The sequence below is a fragment of the Pseudomonas baetica genome (assembly GCF_002813455.1).
Taxonomy (GTDB): domain Bacteria; phylum Pseudomonadota; class Gammaproteobacteria; order Pseudomonadales; family Pseudomonadaceae; genus Aquipseudomonas; species Aquipseudomonas baetica.
Genome location: NZ_PHHE01000001.1, coordinates 5,692,083 through 5,709,572 on the forward strand (window position 1 = coordinate 5,692,083; position 17,490 = coordinate 5,709,572).

A 17,490-nucleotide genomic window follows, 5' to 3' on the forward strand; every position below is an offset into this window, starting at 1 on the left:
CATGACCGACGCGTTCGAACTTCCCAGCACCCTGGTCCAAGCCCTTCAGCGCCGCGCGGCCCTGACGCCGGATCGGCTGGCCCTGCGCTTTCTCGCCGAAAGCGAAGAGCAAACGGTGGTGCTCAGTTATCGCGAACTCGATCAGCGCGCCCGCACGATTGCTGCCGCCCTGCAAGCCGAGGCTGAATTCGGTGATCGCGCCGTGCTGCTGTTCCCCAGCGGCCCGGACTACGTCGCGGCGTTCTTTGGTTGCCTGTACGCCGGGGTCATCGCGGTACCGGCCTATCCGCCGGAATCGGCCCGCCGTCATCACCAGGAGCGCCTGCTGTCGATCATTGCTGACGCCGAACCGCGCCTGCTGCTGACCAGCGCCGACCTGCGCGACGCCTTACAGCAGATCGAAGGCGCGCCGCCGTTGCTGTGTGTCGACACTCTCGACAACGCACTCGCCGAAGGCTGGGTTGAACCGACCCTGCCGGCCGATCACATTGCCTTTTTGCAATACACTTCCGGCTCCACTGCACTGCCCAAAGGCGTGCAGGTCAGCCACGGCAATCTCGTCGCCAACGAACTGCTGATTCGTCACGGTTTCGGTATCGATGCGAACCCGGACGACGTGATCGTCAGCTGGTTGCCGCTGTACCACGACATGGGCTTGATCGGTGGTCTGCTGCAACCGATTTTCAGCGGCGTGCCGTGCATCCTGATGTCGCCGGCGTACTTCCTTGGTCGGCCACTGCGCTGGCTCGAAGCAATCAGCCAATACGGCGGCACCATCAGCGGCGGGCCGGATTTCGCCTACCGCCTGTGCAGCGAGCGAGTCAGCGAATCGGCGCTGGAGCGCCTCGACCTGAGCCGCTGGCGCGTGGCCTATTCCGGCTCCGAACCGATTCGTCTCGACACCAATGAGCGCTTCGCCGAGAAGTTCGCCGCATGTGGCTTCAGCGAAGACAGTTTCATGGCGTCCTACGGTCTGGCGGAAGCCACGTTGTTCGTTGCTGGCACGCCGCGCGGCACCGGCATTCCTGCGCTGCGCGTGGACGACCAGGCCTTGGCGCAGAACCGTGCCGAGCCCGGCGACGGCAGCCCGATCATGAGCTGCGGCATCAGCCAGCCGGAACACGCGGTGTTGATCGTCGAGCCCACCCACCTGCAAGAGCTTGCCGACAACGCCGTCGGCGAAGTCTGGGCCGCCGGGCCGAGCATTGCTCTCGGTTACTGGCGCAACCCGGAGGCCAGCGCCAAGACTTTCGTCCAGCACGCGGGGCGTACCTGGCTGCGTACCGGTGACCTCGGTTTCATGCGTGACGGCGAACTGTTCATCACCGGTCGCTTGAAAGACATGCTGATCGTGCGCGGCCACAACCTCTATCCGCAGGACATCGAGAAAACGGTCGAAAGCGAAGTGGAAGTGGTGCGCAAGGGCCGGGTCGCGGCGTTCGCGGTCACTCAGGATGGTGAAGAGGGCATCGGCATCGCTGCGGAAATCAGTCGCAGCGTGCAGAAAATCCTCCCGCCCGAAGCGCTGATCAAAGCCATTCGCCAAGCGGTGGCCGAGGCGTATCAAGAGGCACCGAGCGTGGTGGTATTGCTCAATCCGGGCGCGCTGCCGAAAACCTCCAGCGGCAAATTGCAGCGTTCGGCCTGCCGCAACCGCCTGGCCGATGGCAGCCTCGACAGCTATGCAGTGTTTCCTTCGACCCCTTGCGAAACCCCGGATGCGCCGGCAACCGCCTCGGAGCTCGAAGCCCTGATCGGCAAGATCTGGGCTGAGCAACTGAACGTCAAACAGGTCAACGCCGACGATCACTTCTTCCTGCTCGGCGGTAACTCGATCGCCGCGGCGCAAGTGATCGCTCGCGTGCGTGAAGAACTGCGTCTGGAGCTGAATCTGCGCCTGTTGTTTGAAGCGCCGACCCTGTCCGCATTCGCCGCCGCTGTGGCGCAACAGCAACAGGATGGCGGCAGCGCCCAAGGCGAAATCTGCGCGTTGTCACGCAGCGAGCCGATGCCCCAATCGCTGGCGCAGAACCGCTTGTGGATCACTTGGCAACTCGACCCGCAAAGCAGCGCCTACAACATTCCCGGCGCCCTGCGTTTGCGCGGCGAACTCGACGAAGACGCATTGCGCGCCAGCTTCCAGCAACTGATTGAGCGCCACGAATCCTTGCGCACGCGCTTCTTCGAACGTGATGGCGTGGCGTTGCAACAGGTCGACGCGACAGCAGAGTTCAACCTGCAACTGATCGACATCAGCGACCTGCCGGCCCATGAGCGCGAAGCCCGCGCCCAGCAGATCCGCGAAGACGAAGCGCGCACGCAGTTCGATCTGGAACAAGGCCCGCTGCTGTGGGTGACGCTGATCCGGCTCGATGACGAAGATCACCAACTGCTGGTGACGCTGCATCACATCATCGCCGACGGCTGGTCGCTGAACGTGTTGATCGATGAGTTCTCGCGCCTGTATGCCGCCGCTTCCCAAGGCCAGCGAGCTGAACTCGCGCCACTGCCAACCCAATACGCCGATTACGGCAGCTGGCAGCGCCAATGGCTGGCGCAAGGCGAGGGCGAGCGGCAACTGGCGTACTGGAAATCGCAGTTGGGCGATGAACATCCGACGCTGGAGCTGGCCACCGATCATCCGCGTTCCGCTCAGCAACTTCACAGCGCCGCGCGCCATAGCGTGCGTCTGAGCGTCAGCCTCAGCGAAGCGATCCGCAACACTGCACAAGCTCATGAAGCCACCCCGTTCATGCTGTTGCTCTCGGCATTCCAGAGCCTGTTGCACCGCTACAGCGGGCAGCGCGATATTCGCATCGGCGTGCCCAATGCCAACCGTCCGCGCCTGGAAACCCAAGGCCTGATCGGCTTCTTCATCAACACCCAGGTGCTGCGCGCCGAAGTCGATTCGCGCCTGTCGTTTATCGAGTTGCTGGCGCAAACCCGCCAGGCTGCACTCGGTGCTCAGGCCCATCAGGATCTGCCATTCGAACAACTGCTCGAAGCCTTCCCGCAGGCTCGCGAACAAGGCCTGTTCCAGGTCATGTTCAACCATCAGCAACGTGACCTGAGTGCGCTCAAGCGTCTGCCGGGTCTGCTCGCCGAAGAGCTGCCGTGGCACAGCCGCGAGGCCAAGTTCGACCTGCAACTGCACAGCGAAGAAGATCGCAACGGGCGCCTGAGCCTGTCCTTCGACTACGCCGATGAACTGTTCGACGCGGCGACCATCGCGCGACTGGCCGAGCACTTCAGCAATCTCTTGCGCGAGGTCTGCGAGCAACCGCAACGCGCCATTGGTGATCTGCAACTGTTGGCCACCGCCGAACACGATCAGCAAAAAGACTGGAGCGTCGCCCCGTGCACTGAGGCACAACAATGGCTGCCGGCGTTGCTCAACGAGCAAGTGCGCCAGACCCCGGAGCGCACTGCGCTGGTGTGGGACGGTGGCAGCCTCGATTTCGCCGAACTGCATGCCCAAGCCAACCGACTGGCGCATTACCTGCGCGACAAAGGCGTCGGCCCGGATGTCTGCGTGGCCATCGCCGCCGAGCGCTCGCCGCAGCTGTTGATCGGCCTGCTGGCGATCATCAAGGCCGGCGGTGCCTATGTGCCGCTGGACCCGGATTACCCGGCCGATCGTCTGGCCTACATGCTCAGCGACAGCGGCGTCGAACTGCTGCTGACCCAGACCGAATTGCTTGATCGTTTGCCGGCCAGCGAGGGCGTCAGCGTCATCGCCATGGACGCGTTGCATCTGGAGAATTGGCCAAGCCAGGCACCGGGTCTGCACCTGCACGGCGACAACCTCGCGTATGTGATTTACACCTCCGGCTCCACCGGCCAACCGAAAGGCGTCGGCAACACCCACGCGGCACTGGCCGAACGTCTGCAATGGATGCAGAACAGCTATCGTCTCGACGAAACCGACGTGTTGATGCAAAAGGCGCCGATCAGTTTCGACGTGTCGGTGTGGGAATGCTTCTGGCCGCTGATCACTGGCGCGCGTTTGCTGATTGCCGGCCCGGGTGAACACCGTGATCCGCATCGCATCGCACAGCTTGTTCAGCAATGCGGCGTGACCACGCTGCACTTCGTGCCACCGCTGCTTGCGTTGTTCGTCGACGAGCCGCTGAGTGCCGAATGCACCAGCCTGCGCCGGGTGTTCTCCGGCGGCGAAGCCTTGCCCGCAGAGTTGCGTAACCGGGTACTGGCGCAACTGCCCGCGGTGCAACTGCACAACCGATACGGCCCGACCGAAACCGCGATCAACGTTACCCACTGGCATTGCACAATGGCCGATGGCGAGCGTTCGCCGATTGGCCGACCGCTGGGCAACGTGGTTTGCCGCATTCTCGACGCTGATCTCAACCCCGTGCCGGCTGGCGTACCGGGTGAGTTGTGCATCAGCGGCATCGGTCTGGCCCGGGGTTACCTCGGCCGTCCTTCGTTGACCGCCGAACGTTTCGTCGTCGATCCATTGGGCGAGCAGGGTGAGCGCTTGTACCGTACCGGCGACCGCGCACGCTGGACGGCCGACGGCGTAATTGAATACCTCGGTCGTCTCGATCAGCAGGTCAAGTTGCGTGGCTTCCGCGTCGAGCCGGAAGAAATCGAAGCGCGTCTGCTCGCTCAAAACGGCGTCGCCCAAGCCGTGGTGCTGGTGCGCGAAACCGCTGCCGGCGCCCAGTTGATCGGCTACTTCACCGCGACCGATGCCAGCGAAGATCAGGACGCGCAGATCACTCGCCTGAAAACCGCACTGGCCGCCGAGCTACCGGAATACATGGTCCCGGCGCAACTGATGCGTTTGCACGAAATGCCCCTGAGCCCCAGCGGCAAAATCGATCGTCGCGCCTTGCCCGAACCGCAGTGGCAAGCGCGCGAACACGTCGAACCGGTGACTGAACTTGAGCGGCAGATCGCCGAGATCTGGCGCGAAGTGCTGGGCCTGACGCAAGTCGGCCTGCGCGACGATTTCTTTGCCCTCGGCGGGCACTCGCTGCTGGCCACGCAAATCATCTCCCGCAGCCGTCAGGCCTGCGACGTCGAACTGCCGCTGCGCGCCTTGTTCGAACACAGCGAACTGGGTGATTTCGCCGAGCAGATCCGTCTGATCCAGGCCAGCGGCCGCACCAATAAACAGCCGCCGATTGAAAAAGTCGACCGCAGCCAACCGGTGCCGCTGTCCTATTCGCAGCAGCGCATGTGGTTCCTCTGGCAGATGGAACCGGACAGCCCGGCGTACAACGTCGGCGGCATGGCGCGCCTGCGCGGCGTGTTGCATGTCGAGCGTTTCGAGGCAGCGTTGCAAGCACTGATCCTGCGTCACGAAACCCTGCGCACCACGTTCCCGAGCGTCGATGGCGTGGCTCGTCAGCGCGTGCATGCCGAGACTGGCGTGCGCATGGACTGGAAGGATTTTTCGAAACTGGCGGCTGATGTCCGTGAGCAAAACGTCCAGCAGTTGGCCGACGAAGAAGCACACCAGCCGTTCGATCTGGAAACCGGCCCGCTGCTGCGCGCCTGCCTGGTCAAAACCGCCGAGCACGAACACTATTTCGTCCTGACCCTGCACCACATCGTCACCGAAGGCTGGGCGATGGATATTTTCGCCCGCGAACTCAGCGCGCTCTACGAAGCCTTTGTCGATGACCGCGATTCGCCGCTGGAACCGTTGCCGGTGCAGTACCTCGACTACAGCGTCTGGCAACGCAACTGGCTGGAGTCCGGCGAGCGTCAGCGTCAGCTCGACTACTGGACCGCGCAACTCGGTCGCGAACACCCGCTGCTGGAATTGCCGGGCGACCGTCCGCGTCCGCCGGTGCAAAGCCATCAGGGTGAACTGTTCCGTTTCGACCTCAGCGACGACCTCGCCGCCCGCGTCCGTGCCTTCAATGCGCAAAATGGTCTGACCCTGTTCATGACCATGACCGTCGCACTCGCTACGCTGCTCTATCGCTACAGCGGCCAGACCGATCTGCGCATCGGCGCGCCGGTGGCCAACCGCATTCGCCCGGAAAGCGAGGGGCTGATCGGCGCGTTCCTCAACACCCAAGTGCTGCGCTGCCAGCTCGACGGGCAGATGTCGGTCGGTGAGTTGTTCGAGCAGGTTCGCCACACGGTAATCGAAGGGCAGTCCCATCAGGATCTGCCGTTCGATCATCTGGTTGAAGCTTTGCAGCCGCCACGCAGCGCTGCTTACAACCCGCTGTTCCAGGTGATGTGCAACGTGCAGCGCTGGGAGTTTCAACAGAGCCGCATGCTCGCCGGCATGACCGTCGAATATATGGCCAACGATGCGCGGGCGACCAAGTTCGACCTCAACCTGGAAGTCACCGACCTCGACCATCGCCTCGGTTGCTGCCTGACGTACAGCACCGATCTGTTCGACGAACCGACCATCGCACGCATGGCCAAACATTGGCGCAACTTGCTGCAAGCGCTGATCGCTGATCCGCAGCAGCGCCTGAGCGAACTGCCGCTGCTCGATAAACCGGAACAGCAGAACCTGCTCGACAGCCTTGGCATCGAGCCGGGTGAGCATCGTCTCGATCAGTGCATCCATCATCTGTTCGCCGAGCAAGCGCTGATGCGCAAGGACGCTCCGGCCCTGACCTTCGCCGGGCAGACCCTGAGCTACGCCGAACTCGACGCCCGTGCCAATCGTCTGGCCTGGGCGCTGCGTGAGCGTGGGGTCGGGCCGCAAGTGCGGGTCGGCCTGGCACTGGAGCGCTCGCTGGAAATGGTTATCGGCTTGCTGGCGATTCTCAAGGCTGGCGGCGCCTACGTGCCGCTGGACCCGGAATACCCGCTCGACCGTCTGCACTACATGATCGAAGACAGCCGCATCGGTCTGCTGCTCAGCGACCGTGCGATGTTCAAAGCCCTCGGCGACCTGCCGTCGAGCGTGGCGCGCTGGTGCCTGGAAGATGACCGCGCGGCACTGACGCAATACCCGGCCAGCGAGTTGCCGTTTATCAGTCTGCCACAGCATCAGGCCTACCTGATTTACACCTCGGGGTCGACCGGCAAGCCGAAAGGCGTGGTGGTCTCTCACGGCGAAATCGCCATGCACTGCCAAGCGGTAATCCAACGCTTCGGTATGCGTCCGGACGACTGCGAGTTGCACTTCTATTCGATCAATTTCGACGCCGCCACCGAGCGTCTGCTGGTGCCGCTGCTCAGCGGCGCTCAGGTGGTGTTGCGTGCGCAGGGTCAGTGGGACGCGGAAGAAATCTGCGGTTTGATCCGTACGCATAAAATCAACGTGCTCGGTTTTACCCCGAGCTACGGCAGCCAGTTGGCACAGTTCCTCGCGACGCAAAACGAAATCCTCCCGGTGCGCATGATCATCACCGGCGGCGAGGCGCTGACCGGCGAACACTTGCAACGGATTCGCGCGGCGTTCAAACCGTCGATGTTCTTCAACGCCTACGGCCCGACCGAAACCGTGGTCATGCCGCTGGCCAGTCTGGCCCCGGACGTGCTGGAAGAGGGCGCCGGCAGTGTGCCGATCGGCAGCGTGATCGGTGCGCGTGTCGCCTACATTCTTGATGCCGATCTGGCGCTGGTGCCGCAAGGCGCGACCGGTGAATTGTTCATCGGCGGTGCCGGGCTGGCTCAGGCCTATCACGACCGTGCGGGCATCACTGCCGAGCGCTTTGTCGCTGACCCGTTCGCCACTGAGGGCGGGCGGATGTACCGCACCGGCGACCTGGTGCGCCAGCGTGCCGACGGCTTGGTGGAGTATCTGGGGCGGATCGACCATCAGGTGAAAATCCGTGGGTTCCGTATCGAGTTGGGCGAAATCGAAACCCGTCTGCTCGATCACGATTCGATCCGCGAAGCGGTGGTGCTGGCGCTGGATGCGCCGAGCGGCAAGCAACTGGTTGGCTACCTCGTCACCGAGATCGCTGAGCAAGGTGAAACCAAACAGGCTGAACTGCGTGACGCGCTGAAGTCGCACCTCAAGGCGCAATTGCCGGATTACATGGTGCCGACGCACCTGATCCTGTTGGCAAGCATGCCGCTGACCGCCAACGGCAAACTCGACCGCCGTGCCTTGCCGGCGCCGGACCCGGAGCTGAACCGTCAGAGCTACGTGGCTCCAAGCAATGAACTCGAGCAAACGCTGGCGCAGATCTGGTGCGAAGTGCTCAACGTCGAACAGGTAGGCCTCAACGACAACTTCTTCGAACTCGGTGGTGATTCGATTCTGTCGATTCAAGTGGTCAGCCGAGCGCGGCAGCAGGGCATTCACTTCAGCCCGCGTGATCTGTTCCAGCACCAGACCGTGCAGACGCTCGCCGCCGTGGCCAGCCGCACAGAACAGGTGACGGCCGAGCAAGGATTGGTAGCCGGTGAGTCGCGCCTGACGCCGATTCAGCATTGGTTCTTTGACACTGCAATCGCTGAGCGTCAGCACTGGAACCAGGCGTTGTTGCTGGAACCGACCGCAGCCCTTGAGCCGCTTCGTCTGGAGCAAGCGTTGCTGGCGGTGATCGAGCAGCACGACGCCTTACGCCTGCGCTTCACTGAAGTGGCTGGCGAATGGCACGCAACGCATCAACCGGTGTCCGAAGTCGCCGTGCTGTGGCAAGTGCGCGTCACCTCGATGGACCAGTGTGCGGCACTGTTTGCCGATGCCCAGCGCAGTCTCGATCTGGAAAGCGGCCCGCTGTTGCGCGCCTTGCTGGTCGATGGCCCGGATGCTCAGCAACGCCTGTTCATCGCCATTCACCACTTGGTGGTCGACGGTGTGTCGTGGCGCGTGTTGCTTGACGATCTGCAAACCGTGTATCGCCAACTCGATACCGATCAGTCGGTGGAGCTGCCGGCGAAAACCAGCGCCTTCAAGGACTGGGCGGCGCGCTTGCAGGCTTACGCTGGCAGCGAATCCTTGCGTGAAGAACTCAACTGGTGGCAGACCCAACTGGCCGGCCCGAACGCTGATCTGCCTTGCGAAAATCCACAGGGCGGCCAGCAGAATCGCCACGCTCAAACGGTTAGCGTGCGTCTGGATGCAGAAAACACCAAACAACTGCTGCAACAGGCGCCGAGCGCTTATCGCACCCAGGTCAACGATCTGCTGCTGACCGCCCTGGCCCGCGTGATGTGCCGCTGGAGCGGTCAAGAGTCGGCGCTGATTCAACTTGAAGGTCACGGTCGCGAAACCCTGTTCGACGACATCGACCTGACCCGCACCGTCGGCTGGTTCACCAGCGCTTACCCGCTGCGCCTGACCCCGCACAGCATTGAAGAGGCCGCCGGGCAGGGCGCTTCGATCAAGGCGATCAAGGAGCAACTGCGCGCTGTGCCGCACAAAGGGCTGGGTTATGGCGTGCTGCGTTATCTGGCCGATGACCTCAGCCAGCGCAGCATGGCGGCGTTGCCCAATGCCCCGGTCACTTTCAACTACCTCGGCCAGTTCGACCAGAGTTTCGGCAGCGATGCGCTGTTCCGTCCGCTGGACGAGCCGGTCGGTGCCGCCCACGACCCGCAGGCGCCACTGCCCAACGAGTTGAGCGTCGACAGTCAGGTCTATGGTGGTGAACTGCTGCTGCGCTGGACTTTCAGCGCCGAGCGTTATGACGCGCAGACCATCAGTGAGCTGGCCGATGCCTACCTCGCTGAACTGCAAAGTCTGATCAGCCATTGCCTGCGAGACGAGGCCGGTGGTCTGACACCGTCAGACTTCCCGCTGGCCAGACTGACCCAGGCGCAACTCGATGCACTGCCGGTGCCCGCCGCGCATATCGAAGACGTTTATCCGCTGGCGCCGATGCAGGAAGGCATGTTGCTGCACACCTTGCTCGAACCGGGCACCGGTCTGTACTACATGCAGGATCGCTACCGCATCAACAGCGAACTCGACCCTGAGCGTTTCGCTCAGGCCTGGCAAGCGGTGGTCGCGTGTCATGAAGCTCTGCGTGCGTCGTTCTGCTGGAACGTCGGCGAAGACATGCTGCAAGTGATCCACACCCCGGGTCGTACGCCCATCGAGTACCTGGACTGGAGCGCCATTGCCGAATCCGAGCAGGAACCCAAGCTGCAAGCGCTGCTGAAAAGCGAACGTGAGGCCGGGTTCGATCTGCTCAATCAGGCGCCGTTCCACCTGCGGCTGATCAAGGTCGGCGCGGCGCGCTACTGGTTCATGATGAGCAACCATCACATCCTCATCGATGCCTGGTGCCGCTCGCTGCTGATGAACGACTTCTTCGAGATTTACACCGCCCTCGGCGAAGGTCGCGAAGCACAGTTGAGCGTGCCGCCGCGCTACCGCGATTACATCGGTTGGCTGCAACGCCAGAGCCTGGCCGAAGCACGGCAGTGGTGGCAGCAGAACCTGCAAGGGTTCGAGCGCACCACACCGATCCCGAGTGATCGTCCGTTCCTGCGTGAACACGCCGGTGAGAGCGGCGGTATGGTCGTCGGCGACCGCTATACCCGTTTGAATGTCGAGGATGGTGCCCGTCTGCGCGAGTTGGCCCAGGCCCATCAACTGACCATCAATACCTTCGCTCAAGCGGCGTGGGCCTTGGTGCTGCGCCGCATGAGCGGGGATCGCGACGTGCTGTTCGGCGTGACCGTGGCCGGGCGCCCGGTGGACATGCCGCAGATGCAACGCACCGTCGGTCTGTTCATCAACAGCATCGCGTTGCGGGTGCAGATCCCGGCGGACGATCAGCGCGCCAGTGTGCGTCAGTGGCTGAGCGGTTTGCTCGACAGCAACATGCAGCTGCGCGAGTACGAATACCTGCCGTTGGTGAGCATTCAGGAACAGAGCGAACTGCCCAAAGGCCAGCCGCTGTTCGACAGCCTGTTCGTGTTCGAAAACGCTCCGGTAGAAGTCTCGGTACTGGATCGTGCGCAGAGCCTCAACGCGACATCGGATTCGGGCCGGACCCACACCAATTTCCCGATTACGGCGGTGTGCTACCCGGGCGATGATCTCGGTTTGCACTTGTCCTATGACCAGCGTTACTTCGACAAATCGACCATCGAACGCATGCTCGGTGAGTTCAAGCGTCTGCTGTTGGCGCTGGTCGATGGTTTCCATGGCGACATGGCCGACCTGCCATTGCTGGGAGCCGAGGAACAGGACTTCCTCCTGCACGGTTGCAACCAGAGCGCCCACGATTATCCGCTGGAGCAGAGCTACATTGCGCTGTTCGAAGCGCAGGTTGCCCAGCATCCGCAACGTGTTGCGGCCAGTTGCCTCGATGTTCGCCTGAGCTATCAGGCGTTGAACCAGAATGCCAACCGCCTCGGCCATGCACTGGTCGCGGCCGGGGTGCAGATGGATCAACCGGTGGCGTTGCTGGGCGAACGTAACCTTGATCTGTTGGGCATGATCATCGGCAGCTTCAAGTCGGGTGCCGGTTACCTGCCGCTGGATCCGGGTCTGCCGAGTCAGCGTCTGCAACGGATCATCGAGCTGAGCCGCACGCCGGTGCTGGTCTGCAGCGAAGCATGCCGTGAACAGGCGCAGACCCTGCTCGATGAATTCAACTGCGCCAATCGTCCACGGTTGCTGGTGTGGGAAGAGGTGCAAGCCGCCGCGACATCGGCGCAGAACCTCGGCATTCACAGCGGCCCGGACAACCTCGCCTATGTGATTTACACCTCGGGTTCGACCGGCCTGCCGAAAGGCGTGATGGTCGAGCAGCGCGGCATGCTCAATAACCAGTTGAGCAAGGCGCCGTACCTGAACCTGACTGACGCCGACGTGATCGCGCAAACCGCTTCGCAAAGCTTCGACATTTCGGTCTGGCAGTTCCTCGCCGCGCCGCTGTTTGGCGCACGGGTCGACATCGTGCCGAACACCATCGCCCACGATCCGCAAGGTTTGCTGGTGCATGTGCAGGCACAGGGCATCACTGTGCTGGAAAGTGTGCCGTCGCTGATTCAAGGCATGCTCGCCTCGGATCGTCTGAGCCTCGATGGTCTGCGCTGGATGCTGCCGACCGGTGAAGCGATGCCGCCGGAACTGGCGCATCAGTGGCTGCTGCGTTACCCGGACATCGCTCTGGTCAACGCTTATGGCCCGGCGGAATGTTCCGATGACGTGGCGTTCTACCGCGTCGATATGGCTTCGACTCGCGGCAGTTACTTGCCGATCGGTACGCCGACCGACAACAACTTGCTGTACCTGCTCGATGGCGCACTGGAGTTGGTGCCGTTGGGTGCGGTGGGTGAGTTGTGTGTCGCCGGCACCGGTGTCGGTCGCGGTTATGTCAGCGATCCGCTGCGCACCGCGCCGGTGTTTGTACCGAACCCGTTCGGTGCACCGGGTGAGCGTCTGTATCGCACTGGCGATCTGGCACGGCGCCGCAGCGACGGCGTGCTGGAGTACGTCGGCCGGGTCGACCATCAGGTGAAGATTCGCGGTTACCGGATCGAGCTGGGTGAAATCGAAGCGCGTCTGCATGAACAACCGGAAGTTCGCGAGGGTGCGGTGGGTGTGCAGGAAGGTGTCAACGGCAAACACTTGGTTGGCTATTTGGTGGCGGCGGATAGCGCGCTCAATCCGAGCGAACGTCTGGAACGCATCAAACAACGCCTGCGCTCCGAGCTGCCGGAATACATGGTGCCGCTGCACTGGTTGTGGCTGGAACAACTGCCGCTCAACGCCAACGGCAAACTCGACCGCAAGGCCCTGCCGGCGCTGGAGATCGGTCAGTTGCAGAGCGAGGATTACCTGGCCCCGCGCAATGACCTGGAGCAGACCCTGGCGGATGTCTGGGCCGAGGTGCTAAAGGTCGAGAAGGTGGGCGTGCGCGACAACTTCTTTGAACTGGGCGGGCATTCGTTGCTGGCGACGCAGATTGCTTCGCGGGTACAGAAAACCCTGCAACGCGACGTGCCGCTACGGGCGATGTTCGAGTGCAGCACGGTGGAGGCGTTGGCCGAGTACATCGACGGGTTGGCGGCGAGTGATATCACCGAGGACAAAGTTGATCGCTTGAACGATCTGATGGCGGAGCTGGAGGGGCTTTGATGCTCTAGCGCCTGAACAGGCCTCTTCGCGAGCAGGCTCGCTCCCACATGGGGTTTGTGTCGATCACAGTTCCCTGTGGGAGCGAGCCTGCTCGCGAATGGCGGCGATACATTCGCGTACATGTCCAAGGTTGACGATCAGCAACCGGCAGCTCAGTCTGCCGGTTCTCTTTTTTGTCGCGGGGGTGGTCGATGCCTTTTTTCACGGTTGACGGACAAGCACTTCATTACATTGATCAAGGCTCAGGCCCGGCAGTGCTGCTGGCCGGCAGCTATTTGTGGGACCAGGCGATGTGGGCACCACAGATCGCTGCACTGTCGCCGCATTATCGGGTGATCGCGCTGGATCTCTGGGGCCATGGCGAGTCCGGACGGTTGCCGGAAAACACCCGCTCGCTGGACGACATCGCCCGTCAGGCGCAGGCCTTGCTCGATCATCTGGAGATCGATCAGGTGACTTTGGTGGGGCTGTCGGTCGGCGGCATGTGGGGCGTGCGTCTGGCCCTGTCGGCACCGCAGCGGCTCAAGGGTCTGGTGTTGATGGACACCTATGTTGGTGTCGAACCCGAGCCTACCCGTCAGTACTACTTCTCGCTGTTCAAGCAAATCGAAGAAAGCGGCGAAATCTCTGAGCAGTTGCTCGACATCGTCGTGCCGATCTTCTTCCGGCCCGGCATCGATCCACAGTCGGCGCTGTACCAGGATTTTCGCGCGAAACTCGCGGCGTATTCCTCTGATCGTCTACGCGAAAGTATCGTGGCGATGGGCCGTATCACCTTTGGCCGTGATGACCTGTTGCCGCGTCTGGGCGAGCTGAATGCCGCGACGACGCTGGTGCTGTGCGGGGATCAGGACAAACCACGACCACCGTCGGAAGCACAGGAAATGGCCGAACTGATCGGCTGCCCATGGATGCTGGTGCCGGAGGCGGGGCATATCTCCAATCTGGAGAATCCTGAGTTTGTGAATGAGGCATTGCTGAAGTTTTTGGCTCAGCACAACCGTTAGACCACGTCATCGTTCTTCGCGAGCAGGCTCGCTCCCACAGGGGGGATCTGCACAGAATGTGTGATCACCTTGGCCACTGTGGGAGCGGGCTTGCCCGCGAAGAGGCCGGGTCAGGCAATAAAAAATCTGGAGTTACTTGGGCCCGAGAATCTTCGCCAGTTTGTCCGGCGTCGGCGCGCCTTGCTGCTGTTGCAGCTCACCCTTGTCGTCCATGTAGAAGATCGCCGGCGTCGCCTGCAACTCCAGGTCTTCCATCAACTGCATGTTCGCCGCGAGTTTGCTCTGCACCGCCGCCGGAATATCCTTCAACGCCTTGAGCGAGCTGCCCTTGCCGGCCTTTTCGTGATCGGCCAGCGCCTTGGCGGGATCCTTGGCCGCCAGCAGCGCGGCGGATTTGCCCGGGCTGTCTTCGCGGATGATGCCGACCATGATGTGCCGTAGCTGCACCTTGCCGGCCTTGACCCAAGGTCGCGCCTGCTCCCAGAACACGTTGCAGTACGGGCAGTTCGGGTCGCTGAACAGGTATACCGTGCGCGGCGCGTCCTTGTTGCCGTCCTGAATCCAGTTACTCGCCTCGAACTTGGCCCAGACTTCCTTGGCCATTGGCGCGTAGACCAGTTTCTGCAGCGGTTCGCTGCTGAGGTCTTTGCCATCGGCGTCGTATAGATTACCCAGCAGCACGTGCTTGCCGTCCGGGGTCAGGTACAGCGCCATGCCGCGGTTCTGGTATTGCGCCGCGTAACCGCGCAAACCGTCCGGGGCGTCGAACTGGCCGACGATTTTGGCGCCCTTGGCTTCAATCTGCTTGATCGCGGCAGGCAATTCTTCAGCAGCCTGAACCGACGGCAGTTGCAGCAGGGCAGTGCCCAGAGTCAGCGTCAGCAGGTGGCGGAGGCGGGGCATGGCAGTTTCCTTGAAGAGGTGGCCGGTGCGGCAGTTGGATTCGGGGTGTCGAAATTTTCCAGGGCGCGAGCCAGGCTGGCGTTCGACAACTCGCCCAGGTGACTGGCCAGCAAGCGACCATCAGGGCTATAGAACAGGGTAGTCGGCAATGCCATGGAACCCACGGCCTGACCCAATCGGCCACTGCGGTCGAACAACACGTTGGTCAGGCTCAAACCCTGGGTTTCGAGAAAGGTGGCAACGCTTTGCATGCTTTCGGCCTGATTGACGAACAAAAACGTCAGGTCCGGGCGTTGCTGTTGGGCACTTTCCAGCACCGGCATTTCACGCCGGCACGGCGGACACCAGGTCGCCCACAGGTTGATCACCAGCGGGCCACCCTGATAATCGCTGAGTTTGACGGTTTCTCCGGCGGCGTTGCGCAAAGAAATCTCCGGCAATCGCGTGCCCTGTTGGTAGATGTTCAACGACAGCGTCGCCATCAACCAGAACAACACACCGCTGGCCACGCCAAAGCCCAGAGGCCGGCGCAAACCCGGACGACGCCAGCCGCGATACAGCGTCGCGAGCAGCAGGACGATCACCCCCGGCCAGGCGAGAAAGCCGCCATCGCGCAGGTCAACGATCTGCCAGGGATCGTTGCGGTAGTGGCTCCAGTACAGCGCAACAAACGCCACACGCGCCGCGAGCATGCCGAGCAGAAACAGGCTGAACAATGCCGACTCGGGGTTATCGCCCCCACGCTTGGCCACTCGCCAACCGACGAAGGTCGCCAGCGCCAAGGCACTGATCAGCAGCAGGTGATTAAGCGCGATGGCAAAGGTGCCGAGGGTGAGCGTCAGCATTAATTGGCGTCTCGGGTGGTGGTCCAGCGTTGCAGGAACGTATCGGCATCCACTTCGCCGGTGATGCGCTGGCTACGGCGCTCTTCGCCGTCGGCGCCAATCCAGACAAAGCTGGGTGGCCCCGGCACTTTATAGCGACCGAGCAATTCGCGGCTGGCGTTATTGTCAGCGGTGACATCCAGTCGCAGCAGGCGTACATCACTCAGCGCCTGCATGACCTTGTCCTTGCCGAACACTTGCTTCTCCATGACTTTGCACGACACGCACCAGTCGGCGTAATAGTCGAGCAAGACCCATTGACCCTGGGCCTTGGCCATATCGAGCTCGCGTTGCAGGGCCGCCGGATCCTTGATCGTGGTGAACGCGTCATGAGCACTCGGCGCCGCGTTGGCAACGCGCCCGGCGCTGTAGACCTGCAGCGGCTGATACGGATCGTCGCTGCCGCCCGCGGCGCCGATGACCAGCAAACTGCCCCATAACCCGAGGATCAACGAGGTGGCGCCGAACAACTGCGCAATACGGCCGAAACCTTCGGACTGTTTCCAGGCGCAATAGGCCGCAATCAGCAGCAGAGCACCACACAAACCGAGCCACAACGACGCATCCAGAACCGGACGCAGCATCAGCAGTGCGGTGGCGAGGAACAGGAAACCGAACACGCCCTTGAGCAGATTCATCCAGTCGCCGGGCTTGGGCAGGAAGCGATTACCGACGGTCACCAGCAGCAATAGCGGCACACCGATGCCGATGCCCAGCGAGAACAGGATCAAACCGCCGTGCAGCGCATTACCGCTCTGTGCGATGTACAACAGCGCACCGGCCAGCGGCGCGGTCATGCACGGACCGACCAGCAGGCCGGACAGTGCGCCGAGCACACCGGCGCCGATCAGGCTGCCACCGCTGCGGCTGCGTGAAGCGTGTTCGAGGCGGTCACGCAGGGCCACCGGCAACTGCAGTTCAAAGAAACCGAACATCGGCAGCGCCAGCACCACAAACACTGCTGCGAAAGCGCCGAGCAACCACGGGTTCTGCAACCAGGCCTGCAGGTTCGCCCCGAGCAGCGCGGCAATCACGCCCATCGCCGCATACACCAGCGCCATGCAGATCACATAACTGCTGGCTAGCGCAAAACCCCGGCGTGGCGTGGCGCCGCTGCCGACGATCATTCCGGCCAGAATCGGCAGCATCGGCAATGTGCAAGGGGTGAACGCCAACAGCAGGCCGAGGCCGAAAAACACCAGCAGGCTCCAGCCTAGCGCGCGTTGTTGCAGGCTGCTGGCCAGCGCCTGGTCAGGCGCTTCTGCGCCTGTGGCCGGGTTCGCCTGGCCACCCAGATCAATCACGCGGGTTTGCGGCGGATAACACAGGCCGGCATCGGCGCAACCCTGATAACTGACTTTGATCTGACCGCTGGCCGAGGCCGGGATTTTCACTTCAAGACCCTGGCGGTAGACCGGTTGTTCGCCGAAAAACTCGTCGCTGTGGGATTCGCCCTCGGGCAGCAGCGGCTGCTGATCGGCGCTCAGCCCCTCGAACTTCAAACGTTTCTGGTACAGGTAATAGCCATCGGCGATCTGCCAGAACAGCTGGGTTTCACCGGATTCCAGACGTTCGTTGGTCAGGACAAATGCCTTGTCGACCGGCAAGAATTCCGGTTTCGTCTCGAATGGATTATTTCCCGCTTGGGCCAAGCCCGAGATCAGCAACGCAAACAATAGAAAAAAATGACGCATGG

General features: G+C 62.4%; 5 protein-coding genes. 2 read left to right on the forward strand and 3 right to left on the reverse strand.

Annotated features, from left to right (window positions below):
• The first annotated feature begins 1 nt into the window (after position 1).
• Complete coding sequence (locus tag ATI02_RS26350; protein ID WP_100847786.1) at positions 2 to 13,000, forward strand: non-ribosomal peptide synthetase; 12,999 nt, start codon at positions 2 to 4, stop codon at positions 12,998 to 13,000.
• Positions 13,001 to 13,191: 191 nt separating this feature from the next.
• A complete protein-coding gene (locus tag ATI02_RS26355) occupies positions 13,192 to 14,007 on the forward strand; it encodes an alpha/beta fold hydrolase (protein ID WP_095189616.1) in 816 nt (271 codons plus the stop codon).
• A gap of 132 nt (positions 14,008 to 14,139) precedes the next feature.
• On the opposite strand, the gene dsbG is transcribed toward ATI02_RS26355, so the two are convergent.
• Genes dsbG through dsbD form a run of 3 tightly spaced genes read right to left on the reverse strand, consistent with a single transcriptional unit; the run spans position 14,140 to position 17,488 of the window.
• The gene (dsbG, locus tag ATI02_RS26360; protein ID WP_100847787.1) at positions 14,140 to 14,910 is read right to left on the reverse strand and encodes a thiol:disulfide interchange protein DsbG; all 771 of its coding nucleotides are present in this window, start codon (positions 14,908 to 14,910) and stop codon (positions 14,140 to 14,142) included.
• Entirely contained in the window at positions 14,886 to 15,755 is an 870-nt protein-coding gene (locus ATI02_RS26365) for a TlpA disulfide reductase family protein (protein ID WP_100847788.1), read from the reverse strand. Before ATI02_RS26365 ends, dsbG begins: the two co-directional genes overlap by 25 nt.
• Positions 15,755 to 17,488 (reverse strand): protein-disulfide reductase DsbD, encoded by a 1,734-nt coding sequence (gene dsbD, locus ATI02_RS26370; protein WP_100847789.1) that lies wholly within the window; start codon positions 17,486 to 17,488, stop codon positions 15,755 to 15,757. Before dsbD ends, ATI02_RS26365 begins: the two co-directional genes overlap by 1 nt.
• Positions 17,489 to 17,490: the final 2 nt, after the last annotated feature.

What these genes read in the sequence shown, in the direction of transcription:
- ATI02_RS26350 (WP_100847786.1), top strand. Translation starts at nt 2, where the DNA reads ATGACCGACGCGTTCGAACTTCCCAGCACCCTGGTCCAAGCCCTTCAG.
- ATI02_RS26355 (WP_095189616.1), top strand. Translation starts at nt 13,192, where the DNA reads ATGCCTTTTTTCACGGTTGACGGACAAGCACTTCATTACATTGATCAA.
- dsbG (WP_100847787.1), bottom strand. Translation starts at nt 14,910, where the DNA reads ATGCCCCGCCTCCGCCACCTGCTGACGCTGACTCTGGGCACTGCCCTG.
- ATI02_RS26365 (WP_100847788.1), bottom strand. Translation starts at nt 15,755, where the DNA reads ATGCTGACGCTCACCCTCGGCACCTTTGCCATCGCGCTTAATCACCTG.
- dsbD (WP_100847789.1), bottom strand. Translation starts at nt 17,488, where the DNA reads ATGCGTCATTTTTTTCTATTGTTTGCGTTGCTGATCTCGGGCTTGGCC.